Source organism: Thermoactinomyces sp. CICC 10523 (assembly GCF_016055105.1).
Classification (GTDB): Bacteria; Bacillota; Bacilli; order Thermoactinomycetales; family Thermoactinomycetaceae; genus Thermoactinomyces_A; species Thermoactinomyces_A daqus.
In genome coordinates this window covers 12838-30440 of the sequence record NZ_JAECVX010000012.1, presented here as the reverse complement: position 1 = coordinate 30440, position 17603 = coordinate 12838, and the positions used below count along the sequence as shown (strand labels likewise).

The following is a 17603-nucleotide window of genomic DNA, read 5'->3' as shown; positions in this document are numbered from 1 at the left end:
AAAGCACCCCCCTTTTCTCTAACTAATAATTCCGTAATCCGAGATTTCCACAATCGCCTTTGCTTGAAAATGAATATGGGGGAATTCCTTCTCGAAGTCAATCTTCTTGAAGTCCTCATAGTGAAATGCCTTTAAATGCCTTGCGACTCCAAATCCGTCAAAATGGGCCTTTTGCATTTTCTTGAGAAGCGAATTCATCCGTTTGGTAAGAATCGCAGAAAGCTGGCTGCTCAATTTTTTGGCATGTTCCTCTTGTTCCAATTGATCCGGCGGATATTCTCCCACTTCTACCTTGAGTTTGTCCACAAGGGTGACGTCTATCTTATTTCCATGAACTTTTACATCCATCTTGGGTTTCGTTTTTCGTATATCAATCGAAATGAAATTCCGTTGCGGCGAACGTTCATTTTGACCGATTTTGATGGTTAAATCACTTCTACTCTTGTTTTTTCCTTTCATCATCAGGTAGAGAATTGATTCATCGGGAGTGAGAATTCCCGTCATTCGCTGTCCGTGGAACATGGCCATTCCGGCGACTTTTACATCCTTGCCGTCGCTGGTCAGATAGGGAATTGCAAAATCTTGAAGTGGATCCATCAGATAGGCAAATATGGACTCGATGTTATGCTTTTCCACAATCGATTTCGTTTCATTGGATTCAATCAATTCGTCGATGTATTTCCCGATCAGGGTAGAACCGATCTGATTGATTGTGATAATGTCTTTGGCCGTGCCGCGAGTCACGGCGATATGAGCGCTGAGCGCGGATTTTGGATCCCGGTATAAGACATCCAGCACATCATAGATTCCTTCTTTGGCCAATCGTTCCCCAAAAAGCAAGACCCGGTTTTTCGAGGTTCGGATTCTGCCGTTCGTTTTTATGGCGATATTCTTTCTCGCCTCCCGGACCGAATTTCCGATCCCTTCAAAAGTGATGTTGGTGGGACTTCCGGAACCAAAGGTAGCAGGAGGATAGCGAACCGCTACCGTCTCCATTATTTTCCCATCGGGATTTCGGTCAAATCCAGCAATAACGACCAACCGGAAATCACGCAAATAATCGATATCCCAACAGCCAGAGAGGAAGATAAGGGACAGGAGCAACATCCATGGTGTCAGGCGCTTTCGGATCACATATTCACCCCCTCTTCCTTTTGTTTTCTAATAAGCGCAACGATGAGCAGAAATACAGGAAGGGCAAAAATAAACAAGTAGCTGACAAAGCTGAAAATCTTACTGAATTGCATGATTTGATACCGGTTTTCCGGGAACAGCGCGATGACAAAACTGATGGCCGCAGCCGGCCAAATGGCCCATTTGTACTTCACCCGCTTGAAAAGAGATGTAATTCCTTTGGTGGATATATACAAATACACCATATACGATGTGGCTGCCGCGATGGCATTGAGCAATAAGTAAAACAGATCCAGCCTTTCAATCATCGGCAACCGATAAGCTTTAAGCAGGTGGATGACCGGTTCCGAGATCAGAGGGATCTCTTCCGGGGAATAGACAACCAGACAGGTAAAGGTGATCAACGTGTAGAGGAAAACTATTACCCAGAGCGCGAACGAAACCGCTTTCAACTTGTCTTTGTCAGTTCCTTCCGTGAAGGGATAGGCTACGAGAATCAGCTCAAATCCCAGCATGCCGATCACCGAATCATGCATCGCTTTCGCAATATTGATCCATCCCGCTTCATCAATCGGCAGAATGTATAAGTAGTTGGCGTTTTGAAGTCCCCAGATGGCCAGGAACAGGTTGGCGATGAGCAGGAAAGAGACAAACACCAGGAAGCGGGCCATAACCCGCAATTCGGAGATCACCAAATAAATGCTGGTAAACACCATCAGCAACATCAACAGCCAACCCGGTGTCAAAGGATACGCCCACTCCTTGTTGATGCGGGTGTATAAGTCCAATACGAGACTGGAGGTGAGCAAAAAATAGATGATATAGAGCAAGGAAACGGCTGTTCCGAAAAATCTCCCCAAAATCACCGGAGCAAATTCAAAAAGGGTTTTGGTAGGGAAGCGTTTATTCAAAGCCCATAGAATAATGAGCAGAATCTGTACAAGTACACCGGCAAAGAGAACGGAGAGAAACCCTCCTCCCTTGGCTACCTCTTGCAGGTTATGCGGCAGGGATACATACCCCACCCCAAACATCGCCTGCATGATCGTGAAGCTTAATTGCATTGGGGTGATCTCAATGTTGTTCTTCATTATTCTCCCACTCTCTCGAATTCCATTCCTGCCTGAGTATTTGCGGATGCGCCTCTTGCGGGCGCTCATTGAACTTCCAGATCGGCAGTCGGACAAACGTATCTTTCAGATCCCGGAGACGGAACGGCATGATCGGAGCCATGTACGGAGTGCCAAAACTATCCAGTTTCGCCAAGTGAATCAGGAGAAACATCACCCCGAACAGGATCCCGATCGCCCCGAACACAGAGGTCAAAAACATCAGGGGAAAACGTAACACCCGGATGGAAGTACTCATGTCATTGGATGGAACCAAAAAGGAAGAAATGGCCGTAAGCGCCACCACCAGGACCATCGTGTAAGAAACGTACCCCGCCTGAACCACGGCATCTCCGATCACCAATCCGCCTACGATGCCGATGGTTTGCCCCACAGGGCTGGGAAGGCGAATCCCGGCCTCGCGGATCAGCTCAACCGTCAATTCCATTAAAAGCGCTTCCAATAACGGCGGGAAAGGAATGTTCTGCAATGTACCCTGAATATTGTATGCCAAATCGATAGGCAATAGCTCTGGATGAAACGACACAACCGCAATATAGGCAGCCGGCAGGATAAACGAGATCAGAAACGCTGAAAATCGGATCAAACGCACGAAAGAGCCGACGATCCAGCGGCTGTGGTAATCATCCGGCGTTTGGTAAAAGGTGAACAGTGTGACCGGAACAATCAGGGCAGTCGGATCGGCTTCGGAAAAAATCGCCACTTTTCCTTCCATCAGGGCGGCCATCGTCCGGTCAGGACGTTCCGTGTTCAATACTTGCGGAAAAGGTGAAAAAGGATGATCCTCAATATATTCCTGCAAAAAACCGGGAGAAAGAATGGTATCACTGGAAATGGAACGCAGACGCTGATCCACTTTGTCAACCAGTTCGGCGTTGGCCAGATTGTGCATATAAGCGACCGCAATTTTGTTTCTCGTTATTTTGCCCAGTTTATAATACCGGATGACCAGATTGGGATTTTGAATCTGTTTTCGCAAAAGTCGAAGATTGGTTGACAAATCCTCGACATACCCATAGTGCGGGCCGCGAACCACCCTTTCATTGTCCGGCTCTTCGATTCCCCTTTTATCCGTGTTGGGGACGTTTGCGATATAGATCCTTTTTTCCCCTTCCAGCAAGATCACGCAACTTCCGTCCAAGAGTTTGAAGATGGCGTGGTTTAGATCTTCCGCTATTTCAAGTTCCGGAGAAAGAATCACCTCTTCGAGATCCTCTTTGATGGTCCTTTGGATCGGATCGATCAGATAGTCGTACAGTTTTTGGTGGCTGCACATCGGTTCCATATAGAGCAAAATGGCTTTACGGTTACAAAAATCGACCTCTCTTTCTTTTAAATCGTCCGTATTGTAAACCGCTTCCTTGATATAGCGGATGTTGTCCTCTAAGCTTTTGAAAGGCTTTTTTTCACCTTTCAACGTATTTTTTTTGCTTTTATGATTCCCGTATCGGTTGTTTGAGAAGATGCTTTTAAAAAATGACATTTTTCCACACCTGCGCCATCTGTTTTCTTCAGAAGGAATCCCACAAGAAAGATTTGTTCTCGATTAGATATTTCCAGATGATCATGTGCTTATTCGAAGTCGGATATTCCCTTGTAAAAAGAAAAGCAGGCACTCCATTCCTGAAGGCCTGCTGCCAATCAATTTTTTCGTTTTAAAGAAAGAATTCCCCTTATGATTTCACATCAATCACGACCCGGCCGCGGATTTTGCCTGCTAAAATCTGCCCGCTCAGTTCCGGGATCTGGCTTAAAGGATGAATCTCGACAATCGGTTGCAGCACTTCTTCCGGTAATAATGCGGCCAATCTTCGCCATGCTTCTGACCGGATTTCTGTCGGACAGGTGTTGGAATCGATGCCGATCAGCTTGACACCTCTTAAAATAAAGGGGAAAACCGTGGTGTTCAAATCACTGCCGCCCGCCAGTCCGCAAGAGGCTACGGTACCATAATAGGACATGCCGCGCAATATTCCGGCGAGTGTTGTTCCTCCGACTGTATCAATTGCTCCTCCCCAGCGCTGGCTTTCCAATGGGTTTCCTTTCCGGGAAAGTTGCTCGCGATCAATAATCTGTTTGGCTCCGAGACTTTTCAGAAATGAATGCGCGCTTTCCCGCCCTGTCGAAGCGGTTACATGATATCCAAGCTTTGCGAGCAGAGCGACTGATATGCTTCCCACTCCTCCGGCAGCTCCGGTTACGACGATTTCCCGGTCCTTTTGGACTCCGTACTTTTCCAATGCCATCACGGACAGCATTGCCGTTAATCCGGCAGTTCCCAATCCCATCGCTTGCTTCAGGCTCATGCCTTCAGGCAACGGAACCAGCCAGTCTGCCTTGGCCCGGGCATACTCCGCATAGCCGCCCCAATGCCTTTCTCCCGTTCCCCAGCCTGTTAAGATGACGGCATCTCCCGGTTTATACGCCGGTGAACGCGATTCCTCCACGATCCCGGCCAGATCGATTCCCGGAATAAAAGGATAGTCCCGGATAATTTTTCCCCGCCCGGTGACAGCCAATCCATCTTTGTAATTCAAACTGGAGTATGTAACCTTAATCAGCACGTCTTCATCCGGCAAGGCGGACAAGTCCAACTCTTGCAGCCGGGAGATCACTTTCCCGTTCTCTTTTTCCAACAGGAGCGCCCGAAATTTTTTCATCTGCTCGCCCTTCCTTTCTGAATCGGTATACCTCTATTTTAACATTTCCAACTCTTAATAACGGGAAATCGTTGCCTTGAATTTGAGATCGTATCGCAAACTCTTCAGCAAAAAAACCCCGGCCCTGTGTACGGAGCCGGGATTTATTGCGGGTTTCAAAAGAAGCGCTTTTTCCAAAAAATAATGGCGGTAATCGAAGAAAGGGCAAGGGACAATACCATAAGAACCGAAAAGGAATGCGGGTGATTTTGGTAAGGCAATGGCACATTCATTCCGTAGATGCTGGCAATCATGGTGGGAAATGATAAAACAATCGTGATCGAGGTCAATATTTTCATCACATGATTCAAATTGTTTGAGATCACGGAAGCAAAAGCATCCATCAATCCGCTCAGGATGGAACTGTAGATTTCCGCCATTTCGATTGCCTGCTTATTCTCAATGATCACATCTTCCAGCAAATGCTGGTCTTCCTCATACATTTTTAAATACTGGCTTTTGAGCAATTTCTCCGTCACGATGTTGTTCGTTTTTAACGAAGTGGTGAAATAAACGAGGCTCTTTTCCAGATTCAACAGGGAAAACAGCTCTTGGTTTTGCGTGGATTGACGGAGTTCTTTCTCGATTTCGTTCGTTTTGCGATTGATTTTTTTCAGATAGCTTAAATAGTGAGTGGAAATTAACGACAACAGTTGCAAAACAAAGCGGGTTTTCATGTATGTGTAAAAGTCTTTGGCTTTGTTGCCGGTGAAATGTTCCAGAATCGAGTTTTCCTTCAAACAGACGGTGACAAAACAGTTCTCGGTTACGATCATCCCGAGGGGGAGCGTGATATATCGTTCTTCCCGGGAACCATTTTGCGTCATGGGAATATCAACAATGATTAAAAGGCAATTATCCTCTTTTTCAATACGCGATTTCTCTTCTTCATCCAAGGAATCCCGTAAAAAGTCGGCAGGGATCTTTAACGCCTGCACAACCTGATCGATTTCTTCATCCGTCGGATTGGTAAGGTTGACCCAGCATCCCGGCCGGAATTCATGAATCTCTTTGATTGAGCCGTTTGGATCGGATTGGTAGATGTTCAGCATCATGCTCACCTCTGTTTGCAGCTTTGCCGCAGGAAGGGAGAACATCCCCGCCTGCCATGGTCTAGTGAAGGTCTGAATAACGGTAACGGTAATGGATCGTCTGTAAGAATGTTCTCCACCTCCTTTTTGAAACAGAGCGTTTTTGTGAGCAATAAAAAACCTTCACTTCCCCAACAAGAGGCGTGGGCGTGAAGGCTTATGTTAGCACCATGCAGACAGAGTCCCTGAAAAACTGCTCATGCAAAACAAGCAATCTTCAGCGACATCCCAATTTGTCCTCTCGTTGAGTTTTAGCACTGTACAGCATAGGCTATGCCAGCTACATTAGAAAAGACCTTAAGCCGATCTTTCCTGTTGACCCATTGGCGTCTCTCGACATTTTTGGGCAGTAGCGTCTCTCTGTACAGGAGCCTCACCTAACGGATAGGATATTAAATTACTTCACCAATATACAACGCCGGACCATACGAGTCAATCCTCAATTTTCAAGTTGTTTTGCCAAACTCTTTTTCCTGCAACTCGCGCCACAGGATTTTTCCGCTGCTGGTCATCGGCAATGTTTTGACAAATTCAATTTGGCGGGGGCATTTATAAGCAGCCATTCGCTCTTTGGCCCATTGAATAATTTCATCCGGGCTGATGGAATCCGCCTCTTCCTTCAGAATGATAAACGCCTTGACTGTTTCTCCTCTTCTTTGATCCGGCGTGGCGACCACACACACTTGCTGAATCGCCGGATGATGGAAGAGTACAGACTCCACTTCGGTCGGCCAAACTTTGAACCCGGAAACATTGATCATCCTTTTCAGGCGGTCAACAATGAAAAAATATCCCTCTTCGTCGTAACGGGCAATATCCCCCGTGCGGAAAAAGCGCTTGCCATCGAGTTGAATAAACGACCGTTCGGTTTCTTCCGGTTGCCGCCAGTAACCGGCAAAGACCTGAGGTCCGTGGACAACCAGTTCGCCTTCTTCCCCTTCTTTGAGTTCGGTTTTGCTGTCGGGGTCAATGATCCGGGCATCGACATCAAAAGATGGGATCCCCAGACACTGTAATTTGGGACGCCCTGGCGGATTGAAGTGCGTGTGGGCGATCGTTTCCGTCAGCCCGTACCCTTCCATATAGCGAAGGCCGGTCAATGCTTCCAGTTTTTCTCCGATCGCCTTGGGGAGGGATGCTCCTCCTCCTCCCACCGATACAAGCGAATCCAAGCGCCTTTTGGAAATGTGCGGTTGCGAGAGGAAATCGATCAGCATGGTACTGATATTGGTCCAGTGCGTGACCTGGTACCGTTCGATCCAGTCTGCTGCCAAAATTCGGTTCCAGCGTGTCATGATCACCATCGTTCCGCCGCAGGAAATCGCCGAGTGCATGGAATGGACCATTCCTGTCACATGAAACAACGGCAAACAGGTAAGAACGACCGAATCAGAGGTAAGATGCACCCAGACGGCCGCACTGAAGATATTGGCCTGGAGGGTCCGGTGCAAATGGATGCAGCCTTTCGGTTTGCCGGTCGTTCCCGAGGTATACGGGATGGTGGCAATGTCATCGTCTTTAGCTCTGCTTTGATCCGGTCTCAGATCAGAGGAAATTACATCCCGCCAATTCACAATCCGGCTGTCCGAAAACGCGACAGGCGTCAGCTTTACTTCTTCGGGCAACAATTCATCCGGTTCCTGAGTTGGCCGGGCATATTCGGAGTAACAGGCGACAATCATCCGTTTCAAATCCCCGTTTTCCAGGAGGGGTGCAGCCTGCTTGTACAGTTCCTGTCCGACAAAGGCCACTTCCGCCCCGCAATCTTTCAGATAATAAGCCAGCTCACCCGTCTTATTCATCGGATTAATCGGAACAACCACCGCGTCTGCACATAAGACGGCGTAGCAGGCAATCACAAATTGCGGTGCATTCTGCATGTAGATGATGACGCGGTCACCGCGCTTCACACCGAGACGCTTTTGCAAATATCCTGCGACTTTTTCCACTTCGTCGGCCAGCTGCCGGTAGGTAAGAGTTCCGCCATAATAAATGATCGCAATTTTGTCGGGATATCGCTTAGCTGTGACAAACAAATTGTCATGAACCGGCGTTTTCGGTACGGTCAGTGTTTTCGGCAACAATGGAGGCCAAAAAGCGAAATGTTTCGTCAACATCATTTTCCCTCCATAAACTTGGATTTCCCTTAACCGAAAGCCAATGGGCGGATTACTCCCTGATCCAGGCGGGGAATCAACGGAAACAAATTCTGTTGTGCCGCAAATGCAACTTCCCGTCCGTATCCGTGGCGAATCATCCCTTTTCCCACCCGCGAGAGCGACAGAAGAGCGAGCGGATCGGGATGGTGTTGGTACAAAAGCAAAGCGGATCTGGCTGCATCGGATGATTGCCAGGTTTCATCAAATCGGAGGAGATAATGAATAAGGCAACCGGCGCCATAAAAATCCTCCAGTGAAAACCTTCCCCCAGAACCGGAACAGAGGATCACGATCTCCTGGTGCCGATGGTTGGTTGTCAGATATTTTGCGATAAAACAACTGTTCAAAAGCGCCCCGATATAAACGGTAGAAGCCTGAGACGCTTTTCGCACGGCAACCGTTCCGTTGGTCGTCGACAGAACAATTGTTTTTTCGCGCAGTTTCTCTTTCCAGTCATTCGGAAAGGGACTCAAAAATCCGTCGATGAATTTCCCTTGATTTTCCCCGGCCAGTAAGTACGTTTCTTTTCCTTCTGCAACTCGCCGGGCTTCCCATTCATCACAAACCGGAATCACTTCGCGTGCGCCATAAGAAAGCGCCGAAACAACCGCTGAAGTGGCAAAAAGAATATCAAGCACCACAACCACCTGACCCCGCACCCGCTCCTGATCGAGATCCTCTTTGCGTGACACCAGATGTACTTTTCCCATCTTTTTCTCTCCTATTGATGCCCGTTGGCATGCTGACAGGCAAACCGAATCAAAGCTTTCGCAAGCTCTCCCATTTTGGCAAAACGCTCATCCGCCGTTTGTCCCTTTTGATAGCGGTAATAGATTTGCTGGCAGATGACGGCTAGCTTAAAATAAGCAAACGTCAGATAATAATGGATCGTGGAAAGATCCTGCCCGCTCTTTCGCCCATAACATTCGAGAAATTGCTTACGGGTGAAAAATCCGGGCAACACTGTCACCGGATCCCGGCCAAACGCTTTTTTCAGGAAATCGGGGTCGCTTTCTTCGATCCAGTAACTCATCGTACAGCCCAGATCGGCCAGCGGATCCCCGACGGTGGCCATTTCCCAGTCAAAAATCCCGACCATTTTGGTAAGGCCTGGATCAAACATCACGTTATTAAACTTGTAGTCATAATGGATCACAGTCGGTTCGGGTGAAGCGGGAATCCGGGAGGTCAAATAATTTGAAAGCGAATCCAATTCTTTGATCTCTTCTGTTTTCGACCGGTGAAAGCGATGGATCCATCCTTCCACTTGCCGGGTGAGAAAACCTGACGGGCGGCTGATTTGCACCATTCCCGCTTCCTTGTAGGGAATGGCATGCAACTCAACCAATGCATCAACCATCAGTTCGGATAACTGGCGCCCTTTCTCCGGAGTCGGCGGAATATCCGGAGGCAAAGAGGTTTCAACGACAACTCCCTTGCGGCGTTCCATCATAAAAAAAGGCGCTCCCACAATCTCCGGATCATCACAGAAGACGAGCGGTTTCGGTGCCAGCGGAAAAGCGGGGTGCAACCGTTTCAGTACTTGGTATTCACGCCCCATATCGTGGGCTTTGGGCGCAGTCGGTCCCAAAGGAGGGCGGCGTAACACCGCTTCCCATGCCCCGACTCGGATTAAATACGTCAGGTTGGAATGGCCGTTGGCAAATTGTTCAATCTCAAGCGGAGCGTTTTCAAGGTCAAAATGATCCCGCAAAAAACGTTCAAGTCTTTTTTCGTTCAATTCTTCCCCCTGGCGGACAGGGATAGTTTCCTTACTCATGTCTCCTCCTTCTTTTCCGGCCAAGAGATGGAGTACGCATTCAATTTGGCCTTCCATCCGTCGGGAATCGGCTCGCTTCGTTGACGGAGGAAATTAAAATAAACCATGACGGATTCCGAACGGGCAATCACTTCCCCGCTTTCGCGATCCAGGATTTGCTGTCCCAGATGTACGCTTCTCGTGCCGATACGCAAGACCCCGGTTTGAATGGTTAACCGTTGGTTGTAATATGCCTGCTGCAGAAAGTCGCAACGGATATGGGCCAGGATAAATGGCCAATCGCTCAGATCAGCAAAGGTTGCAATCTCTTCAAAAAATTCGGTTCTCCCCTGTTCCAAGTAGATGAAATAACTTGTATTATTCACATGGCCCAGCGCATCGGTTTCGCAAAAACGGACTCTTATCTCCGATTCAATCACGGTTCATCCCCTCTTCTGATCCAGTCATCACATCGCGTGGGCTCCGCCATCGACCACCAGTACATGTCCCGTTACATAATCGGAAGCGGGTGAAGCCAAATAGACCGCGGCTCCTTTCAAATCGTGTTCTGAACCGAAACGTTTGAGCGGTGTGCGCTCCAGAATGGCTTGTCCCCGGTATTCAAGAATCGCTTTGGACATTTTGGTCGGAAAAAAGCCCGGCGCGATCGCATTCACATTGACCCCGTATTCGGCCATTTTGCAGGCGAAATCCTTGGTAAAGGAGATCACGGCCCCTTTGCTGGCATGGTAACCGACCGCATCCAAAACACGTGGATCAGCTCCGCTTAGACCTGCCACCGATGCGATGTTGATAATTTTGCCGGCCTTCTGCTTTGCCATCTGTTTCCCGACGGATTGTGACATCAGAAATGTTCCGGTCATATTGACATCCATCACCATTTTGAATTTTTCCAGCGGCATTTCCAAAGCCGGGGCGCCCCAGGAAACACCGCTGTTGTTCACCAGGATGTCGATTTTCCCAAATGCAGCAAGCGTCTCTTGAACCACCTGTTCGACGCTGTCCGGATCAGTCACATCACAAGATAAAGCCAAAGCCTCCGTTCTGTTTTCCTTAAGGCGGTCCCGGACTTTTTCGCAAGCTTCGATTTTACGTGAACAGACGACAATGTCGGCTCCTGCTTCCGCCAACGCAACGGCAATCTGCTCCCCGAGCCCGCGTCCCCCGCCGGTCACAATCGCTGTTTTTCCCTTAAGACTGAACAATTCATGAATGTGCATGGCAATCACTCCTGATCGATTTTTCCCCGTTTGCGGGCTTGCTCCCTCAATTCAAGCTTCGCCACCGACATGCGATGCACTTCATCAGGCCCGTCAGCGAGACGCAGCGTGCGGGTGTTTGCCCAGTGAGCGGCAAGAGGGAAATCTTCCGATACACCGGCTGCGCCCAGAGCCTGAATGGCGCGATCCAGTACCCGTAGAGCGACATTGGGCGCAACTACCTTGATCATGGCAATCTCCTTGCGCGCAGATTTATTTCCATAGCGATCCATCATGGCCGCTGCTTTCAGTGTAAGGAGGCGGGCCTGCTCGATTTCGATTCGGGAATCGGCAATCCATTGCTGAATGACGCCTTGTTCCACCAGAGGTTTCCCAAAAGCCGCCCGGCTCTGCACCCTCCCGCACAAAATTTCCAATGCTCGTTCCGCTACCCCGATCAGGCGCATGCAGTGATGAATCCTCCCGGGACCCAGACGCCCCTGGGCGATGGCGAAGCCTTTTCCTTCTTCCCAGATCATGTTCTCTTTTGGAACGCGAACCTGATTAAAACGGATTTCGGCATGTCCATGGGGGGCATGATCATATCCGAATACCGGCAACGTACGGATAATCTCCACTCCGGGAGTATCAAGCGGAACGATGATCATCGAATGGCGCTCGTATTTGGGCGCTTCCGGGTTGGACAGCCCCATCACAATGGCAAATCGGCAACGGGGATCCCCTGCACCGGATGACCACCATTTTCTCCCCGTAATGATGTAACTGTCACCATCGCGTTCAATCCGCGTCTCGATGTTGGTTGCATCAGATGAAGCAACTTCCGGTTCCGTCATTGAAAAACAGGAACGGATTTCTCCATTTAAAAGCGGGAGCAGCCATTTCTGTTTCTGTTTTGGGCTGCCGTATTGATAGAGAAGCTCCATATTTCCTGTATCTGGAGCAGAACAGTTGAAAACCTCCGGCGCGATTAACGACCGCCCCATGATTTCACAAAGCGGGGCGTACTCCAGATTGCTCAGCCCTGCCCCGTACTCGCGATCAGGCAAAAACAGATTCCATAACCCTTCCTTCCTGGCTTTTTCTTTCATCTCTTCCATGACCGGGGGGCTTTGCCAACGTGTAGACTGGCAGTTCAACTGATCTTCATAAACTTTTTCATTCGGATAAACAACCGATTCCATAAAAAGTTCCAATTTGCGCCGCAGGCAGTTAACTTTATCTGAAAAGTCGAAATACAAACGAGTTCCCCCTCCGTTGCCAAGAGTAAGAAAATGGGGTTTAATTATTTTGTAATTTTCGATAATATGATCCGCATCAATATTGATAACCATGTCATTTTATAATAATTGTCGTACAATTTTGTATTTTTGTCAATAGAATAAAGATTTCTGAACAATGGTGAAGAGGTGTGATGAGGATGACCAAACCCAACCGACAGCTTCGGCGGAAAGCCAAAACAAAAAATGCGATTCGCCGGGCAGCGCTCAGATTGTTTTTGGAACCGGGCTTTCATCATACCAATGTTAAAGAGATTATGGATGAAGCTGATTTGGGATACGGAACCTTTTATCAGTACTATCATTCCAAATTGGATGTGCTGCTTGAGCAGGCGGATGAAGTGCATGAAAAGATCACCAAATGTAAAATTTTTTCTCCCGAGGAAAAAAGTATTTATCGACGGACTTACAACAGCATTTATCATGTTTTGTCCGCATGCAACGAACATCGTGATGTAGTCACCATCCTGAAAAACGCAAAGGATTCGCAGAAAGAGATAAAAGAGAGATGGGACAACATCATGAAAACCCTTTTTCATCCATTGGAATATGAGATCATCCGGAACATGAGCATAGGCTTATGCCGGAGCGTAAACCGAGACTTGGCCGTCAGCGCACTGTCCGGGATGGTTTCCGGGGCGATTGACTTCGTTTTGCAACAAGATCCCGACAAGGTGGATCTTCGCCAAATTTCCGGGGATCTCGCCTTGCTTTTTAAGGAAGCGATCTTCATCGGGGAGGAAATTCCTTCACTTGACAACAAACAGTCGGATTAACTGTTTTTCATTGATTGTGAAATAACATGAGCAGCCGGAATAAAATATATTACATTTCGATCTATAGCCCGAGATTAAGGAGCTGAAGCAAAGATGGCTGCCCAGCTTCATGAAACGCTGCTGCTTATGGCTGGTTTTTGCTGGCAGGCCAGGGAACAATTCCGGAAGCATCAACTGCCCAAACTGCCGATCATCTCAGGTGAATCCTTTCATTTCGCGAAAAAGGTTCTCACAGCCCCGCTGAAAGCACCGGAAGCCATCGGATTTATCGCTCATTCGCAAAGAAGAATCGTTGTTGTTCTGCGCGGTTCTGAGTCAAGCCAGGATAATCTCATTGATCTGCAAATCGCGCAAAAGCGTTTCCCCTTCGGCCCTGGCAAAACCCATTCCGGCTGGACTGATCTGTATCAGCGATCCTCTCACCCCCAAATTCCTCCGCTGCGAAGGCAAATCATCGGAACCGTTCTTAAATGCCTCAGGAAATTTCCTCATAAAACCGTTTATGTAACCGGGCACAGCATGGGTGGTGCAATCGCCACCATGGCCGCTTTGGACTTGGCACTCAATTTTTCCGTTAAACCTGTCGTAATTACTTTCGGTTCTCCGAAAACCGGCGACTCTGTCTTCGTCAACGCTTATAACCGCGCCATTTCCCGGAGTTTGAGAGTGGCAAACGAATGGGATATTGTTCCGAAGCTGCTCCTTTCCGGTTATCAACATGTGAACTATCTCTTTCCCTTGCACTGGAATTGTCGCGCATTTGGGAGACATCACCATCAGATTGCCGCCTATTTTGTCATTCTTCGCAATTTTTGTCCGGCATTTGGCAAGATGTTGGCCAGGGGACCGAATAAAGGCTTTAGTCCGGTCAATCCGGAAATTACCGATCCTTGTTTGATCAGCAGAAAAGGAGCGAGTTATTGATGACGGATCAGATGCTGAAATGAACCATTTGCCACCCCCTCTTCCCCTTCATCCATCCCTTTGTTCCCGTGAGCCAAAGAAATCATTCTCATGAACAGAAAAAATGCCGAAGCAGACTTCTCTTCGGCATTTGTGTTTTCAAATAAAAGATCAACTGATCAGCAGGCAAATCCAATTACTCCCGACCAGCTGTTTCGCGAACAGAGCAAAGTGAAAAATGGCAGAAAAATGCCGGAAAGCATAGAAATGTTAATAAAATATATAAATTTAATCTATTTTCTAATTTACTATTGACCGAACAGTTCATTTATTTTTAATATAAATTGTATTAACTAATCATTAAAAATTATTTAATAAAAGGAGTGAAGCCGATGAAGAAATTGGTCACTTCCGCCGGATTGGCGATGGCCCTGGTTCTCGGGACAATACCGTTTGCCAGCTCCCCGGCTCATGCCGCACCGACCGATCCGATCAAATATCACAAGCAATACAAAACCCCCACCTTTATGGGAAAATGGGATGCCCCCAGCACAAAAAACAAGCAGGATATCGTCTGGACCTATCTCAATAATAAAAAGAATCTGTTTAAAATTCGGGATAATGTCCAATCCCATTTTCAAATCATAAAGGTGCAAACAGACGAGCTGGGCATGACCCACTACCGGGTCCGTGAGGTTTACAAAGGAATTCCCGTCTACGGGTCCGATCAAACGATCCATGTGCAAAAAAACGGTGATGTTGCTTCTTACTTCGGACAGTTTATCCCCGAACTGGAAAACAAACATGTGGCCACGAAAGCCGAAATCTCCAGAGAGGAGGCAATCCGGCAAGCTGAAACCGCTTTGCAAAAAGAAGTTGGAACAATTCAAGAATTCGTTGGACAACCCTCGGCGGATCTGTATATCTATCCCTATCAGGACCAATATAAACTGACCTACCTTGTGAAAATGTCGACGGTGCAGCCGAAACCGGGATACTGGTTCTACTTTATCGATGCGACCAACGGCAGTGTCATCAATAAATTCAATGCAGCCAATGATGCCACCGGAACCGGTAAAGGCGTGCTTGGTGATACAAAAACCTTCGATGTCACCTATTCGGGCGGATACTATTATCTTGACGGCACCAGCCGGGGCATTGAAATCGCCACCTACGATGCCAAACATGTTCCGTACTATTCCCCCAATCTTCCGGGCACCTTGATCAGAAGCTCCAGCACAACCTTTAGTGATCCCGCTGCTGTCGATGCCCATGCTTATGCCGAAAGAGTTTATGATTACTATAAAAATACCTTTGGGCGCAACAGCTATGACAACAAAGGCGCACCTATCATCTCTTCCGTTCACGTCGGCAACAAGTGGAATAACGCTGCCTGGATCGGCACGCAAATGGTCTACGGAGACGGCGATGGAACCACTTTCCGCACCCTGTCCGGCGGACTTGACGTCATCGGCCATGAGTTGACCCATGCCGTAACCCAATCGACTGCCGATCTCATTTACCAAGGTGAATCCGGTGCGCTCAATGAATCGATTTCCGATATTTTCGGAGCGATGATCGATTCCGACGACTGGGATATCGGGGAAGATGTTTATACGCCGGGTATTGCGGGAGACGCTTTGCGCTCCATGTCGGATCCGACCAAATATGGCGACCCGGACAACTACGCCAATCGCTACACCGGCCCGGATGATAACGGCGGCGTGCACACCAACAGCGGAATCAACAACAAAGCTGCTTATTTGATGGCTCAGGGCGGCAGTGCATACGGTGTGCAAGTGTCGGGGATCGGACGGGCAAAAACAGCCAACATCTATTATCGCGCCCTGAACTATTATCTCTACTCCAGTTCCAATTTCTCCTCGATGCGCCAGGCTGCCATTCAAGCTGCCACCGATTTGTACGGAGCCAATTCCGCAGAGGTAAATACGGTGAAAAACGCATATTCGGCTGTCGGCGTTTATTAAACGAAGCAAGGAGCGATTCCGTTAAAGGAGTCGCTCCTTTGCTTGTGATTGAAGTCCGAAAACACAAGTCCGGGCTTCTCGTTACAGATTGGTCCAAAAATCAGAGAAAACATCCGGCGATTGTTGCAGACAAGATTGAAGCAAGCGTAGAACCATATAACAATTTCATGCCGAATCGCGCAACTTCATCAGCCCGCTTTTCATTTAAAGCTTTGACGGAACCGATAATGATTCCGATCGAACCGAAGTTGGCAAAGCTGATCAGGAAGACGGACAAGATCCCCATCGTTTTCGCCGAGAGACCGCCGGCGATCGCTTTCAAATTGATCATCGCCACGAATTCATTGGTGATCAATTTCGTTGCCATAATGCTTCCAGCTTGTACAGCATCGTGCCAGGGCACACCCATCAAAAAGGCGACCGGCGCAAAGACATATCCCAGGAGCGTTTGGAAGGTGATATGGAAAATCGCTGAGAAGATCGCGTTGATCAGCGCCATCAGCGCAATAAATCCGATGAGCATCGCAGCAACAATCACGGCAACTTTAAATCCGTCCATGATGCTTTCGCTGACGACGTCAAAAAATCCGGCTTTCCCTTCTCTGTTTGGTGTACCAGCAACGAAATCTTCTTCTTTCTTCAGCTCATAAGGATTGATGATATTGGCGATAATCAAGGCGGACAAGATGTTGAGAAAAATCGCCACAACGACATATTTTGCCGGCAACATGGTCATATAGGAACCGATGATCGACATGCTCACCGCGCTCATCGCCGATGTGCAAAGAGTATACAACCGTTTGCTGGAAACCATCCCCAGCTGCTCTTTTGTCGTCAGAAACACTTCAGATTGTCCAAGCACGGCTGAGGAAACGGCCAGGTAATTTTCCAGTTTGCCCATGCCATTGAGTTTGCTAAGTCCCAATCCCGTATACTTAATGATAAACGGAAGGATTTTAAGATAATTCAAGATCCCGATCAGCACGGAAATAAATACAATCGGGAGCAGCACATGGAGAAAAAAAGTGGACTCTCCCTTGTTTTCGATCCCACTGAAGACAAAATTAACCCCTTCCATCCCCATGTCCATCAGACGCTCAAATGTTTTGGCCACAAGACTTATAAAAATCACGCCGATCTTGGAGTGCAACAAAACAAAAGCGATAACAAACTGTGCGATCAGCATATACAGGATCGGTTTGTATCTGATTTGTTTTCGGTTATTACTAACCACAAAAGCCAAAATAAACACCATAAGCAAACCGGTTAACAAGAAAATGATATTCACACCTATTCCTCCGTTTGTCCAACTGTGAAAGGCTTGTTCAATAGCATGCCTCTTGGTATAAATTTTCATTAAAAAATTGTAATTGTAATCGATTACAACTAACTATCATAAGCAAAAAAGTCACTGATTTGCAAATGGTAAATACAACCATGTTACAA

Annotated in this window: 15 protein-coding genes and 1 riboswitch; of the genes, 3 read left to right on the top strand and 12 right to left on the bottom strand. The window is 47.8% G+C overall.

The window, feature by feature from the left end:
* Nucleotides 1-18: 18 nt before the first annotated feature.
* The 11 genes from I8U19_RS13880 to I8U19_RS13830 all read right to left on the bottom strand — a co-directional run bounded on the left by I8U19_RS13880 (nucleotide 19) and on the right by I8U19_RS13830 (nucleotide 12451).
* The gene (locus I8U19_RS13880) at nucleotides 19-1134 is read right to left on the bottom strand and encodes a Ger(x)C family spore germination protein (protein ID WP_198056213.1); all 1116 of its coding nucleotides are present in this window, start codon (nucleotides 1132-1134) and stop codon (nucleotides 19-21) included.
* Nucleotides 1131-2225, bottom strand: coding sequence for a GerAB/ArcD/ProY family transporter (locus I8U19_RS13875; RefSeq protein WP_198056212.1), 1095 nt, complete (start codon nucleotides 2223-2225; stop codon nucleotides 1131-1133). Before I8U19_RS13875 ends, I8U19_RS13880 begins: the two co-directional genes overlap by 4 nt.
* Nucleotides 2209-3747, bottom strand: coding sequence for a spore germination protein (locus tag I8U19_RS13870; protein WP_198056211.1), 1539 nt, complete (start codon nucleotides 3745-3747; stop codon nucleotides 2209-2211). The genes I8U19_RS13875 and I8U19_RS13870 overlap by 17 nt, the downstream gene beginning before the upstream one ends.
* Before the next feature lie 190 nt (nucleotides 3748-3937).
* Entirely contained in the window at nucleotides 3938-4924 is a 987-nt protein-coding gene (locus I8U19_RS13865) for an MDR family oxidoreductase (protein ID WP_198056210.1), read from the bottom strand.
* A 155-nt stretch (nucleotides 4925-5079) separates the two neighbouring features.
* Nucleotides 5080-6015: a magnesium transporter CorA family protein gene (locus I8U19_RS13860; RefSeq protein WP_198056209.1), complete on the bottom strand. Its 936-nt coding sequence runs from the start codon at nucleotides 6013-6015 to the stop codon at nucleotides 5080-5082.
* Nucleotides 6016-6283: 268 nt separating this feature from the next.
* Nucleotides 6284-6446: riboswitch (M-box (ykoK) riboswitch) on the bottom strand.
* Between the two features lie 54 nt (nucleotides 6447-6500).
* Nucleotides 6501-8171 carry a long-chain fatty acid--CoA ligase gene (locus I8U19_RS13855; RefSeq protein ID WP_198056208.1) on the bottom strand — a complete coding sequence of 557 codons (1671 nt, stop codon included), beginning with the start codon at nucleotides 8169-8171 and terminating at the stop codon, nucleotides 6501-6503.
* 29 nt (nucleotides 8172-8200) lie between these two features.
* A complete protein-coding gene (locus tag I8U19_RS13850) occupies nucleotides 8201-8923 on the bottom strand; it encodes a 2-phosphosulfolactate phosphatase (protein WP_198056207.1) in 723 nt (240 codons plus the stop codon).
* 11 nt (nucleotides 8924-8934) lie between these two features.
* Entirely contained in the window at nucleotides 8935-9993 is a 1059-nt protein-coding gene (locus I8U19_RS13845; RefSeq protein WP_198056206.1) for a phosphotransferase family protein, read from the bottom strand.
* The gene (locus I8U19_RS13840) at nucleotides 9990-10412 is read right to left on the bottom strand and encodes an acyl-CoA thioesterase (protein ID WP_033099978.1); all 423 of its coding nucleotides are present in this window, start codon (nucleotides 10410-10412) and stop codon (nucleotides 9990-9992) included. The genes I8U19_RS13845 and I8U19_RS13840 overlap by 4 nt, the downstream gene beginning before the upstream one ends.
* A gap of 27 nt (nucleotides 10413-10439) precedes the next feature.
* Nucleotides 10440-11213 carry an SDR family oxidoreductase gene (locus tag I8U19_RS13835; RefSeq protein WP_033099979.1) on the bottom strand — a complete coding sequence of 258 codons (774 nt, stop codon included), beginning with the start codon at nucleotides 11211-11213 and terminating at the stop codon, nucleotides 10440-10442.
* A 5-nt stretch (nucleotides 11214-11218) separates the two neighbouring features.
* Nucleotides 11219-12451: an acyl-CoA dehydrogenase family protein gene (locus I8U19_RS13830; protein WP_198056205.1), complete on the bottom strand. Its 1233-nt coding sequence runs from the start codon at nucleotides 12449-12451 to the stop codon at nucleotides 11219-11221.
* Nucleotides 12452-12630: 179 nt separating this feature from the next.
* Here I8U19_RS13830 and I8U19_RS13825 point away from each other — a divergent pair, with 179 nt between their 5' ends.
* The 3 genes from I8U19_RS13825 to I8U19_RS13815 all read left to right on the top strand — a co-directional run bounded on the left by I8U19_RS13825 (nucleotide 12631) and on the right by I8U19_RS13815 (nucleotide 16157).
* The gene (locus tag I8U19_RS13825) at nucleotides 12631-13266 is read left to right on the top strand and encodes a TetR/AcrR family transcriptional regulator (protein ID WP_198056204.1); all 636 of its coding nucleotides are present in this window, start codon (nucleotides 12631-12633) and stop codon (nucleotides 13264-13266) included.
* A 93-nt stretch (nucleotides 13267-13359) separates the two neighbouring features.
* A complete protein-coding gene (locus tag I8U19_RS13820; RefSeq protein WP_198056203.1) occupies nucleotides 13360-14190 on the top strand; it encodes a lipase family protein in 831 nt (276 codons plus the stop codon).
* 371 nt (nucleotides 14191-14561) lie between these two features.
* Entirely contained in the window at nucleotides 14562-16157 is a 1596-nt protein-coding gene (locus I8U19_RS13815) for a M4 family metallopeptidase (RefSeq protein WP_198056202.1), read from the top strand.
* Between the two features lie 100 nt (nucleotides 16158-16257).
* Here the strand turns inward: I8U19_RS13815 and I8U19_RS13810 are convergent, their stop codons facing one another.
* Nucleotides 16258-17445: a NupC/NupG family nucleoside CNT transporter gene (locus I8U19_RS13810; RefSeq protein WP_370589406.1), complete on the bottom strand. Its 1188-nt coding sequence runs from the start codon at nucleotides 17443-17445 to the stop codon at nucleotides 16258-16260.
* Between the last annotated feature and the right edge of the window lie 158 nt (nucleotides 17446-17603).

Coding starts and splice junctions, on each gene's coding strand:
- I8U19_RS13875 (WP_198056212.1), bottom strand. CDS start 2,225: ATGAAGAACAACATTGAGATCACCCCAATGCAATTAAGCTTCACGATC.
- I8U19_RS13870 (WP_198056211.1), bottom strand. CDS start 3,747: ATGTCATTTTTTAAAAGCATCTTCTCAAACAACCGATACGGGAATCAT.
- I8U19_RS13865 (WP_198056210.1), bottom strand. CDS start 4,924: ATGAAAAAATTTCGGGCGCTCCTGTTGGAAAAAGAGAACGGGAAAGTG.
- I8U19_RS13860 (WP_198056209.1), bottom strand. CDS start 6,015: ATGCTGAACATCTACCAATCCGATCCAAACGGCTCAATCAAAGAGATT.
- I8U19_RS13855 (WP_198056208.1), bottom strand. CDS start 8,171: ATGTTGACGAAACATTTCGCTTTTTGGCCTCCATTGTTGCCGAAAACA.
- I8U19_RS13850 (WP_198056207.1), bottom strand. CDS start 8,923: ATGGGAAAAGTACATCTGGTGTCACGCAAAGAGGATCTCGATCAGGAG.
- I8U19_RS13845 (WP_198056206.1), bottom strand. CDS start 9,993: ATGAGTAAGGAAACTATCCCTGTCCGCCAGGGGGAAGAATTGAACGAA.
- I8U19_RS13835 (WP_033099979.1), bottom strand. CDS start 11,213: ATGCACATTCATGAATTGTTCAGTCTTAAGGGAAAAACAGCGATTGTG.
- I8U19_RS13825 (WP_198056204.1), top strand. CDS start 12,631: ATGACCAAACCCAACCGACAGCTTCGGCGGAAAGCCAAAACAAAAAAT.
- I8U19_RS13820 (WP_198056203.1), top strand. CDS start 13,360: ATGGCTGCCCAGCTTCATGAAACGCTGCTGCTTATGGCTGGTTTTTGC.
- I8U19_RS13815 (WP_198056202.1), top strand. CDS start 14,562: ATGAAGAAATTGGTCACTTCCGCCGGATTGGCGATGGCCCTGGTTCTC.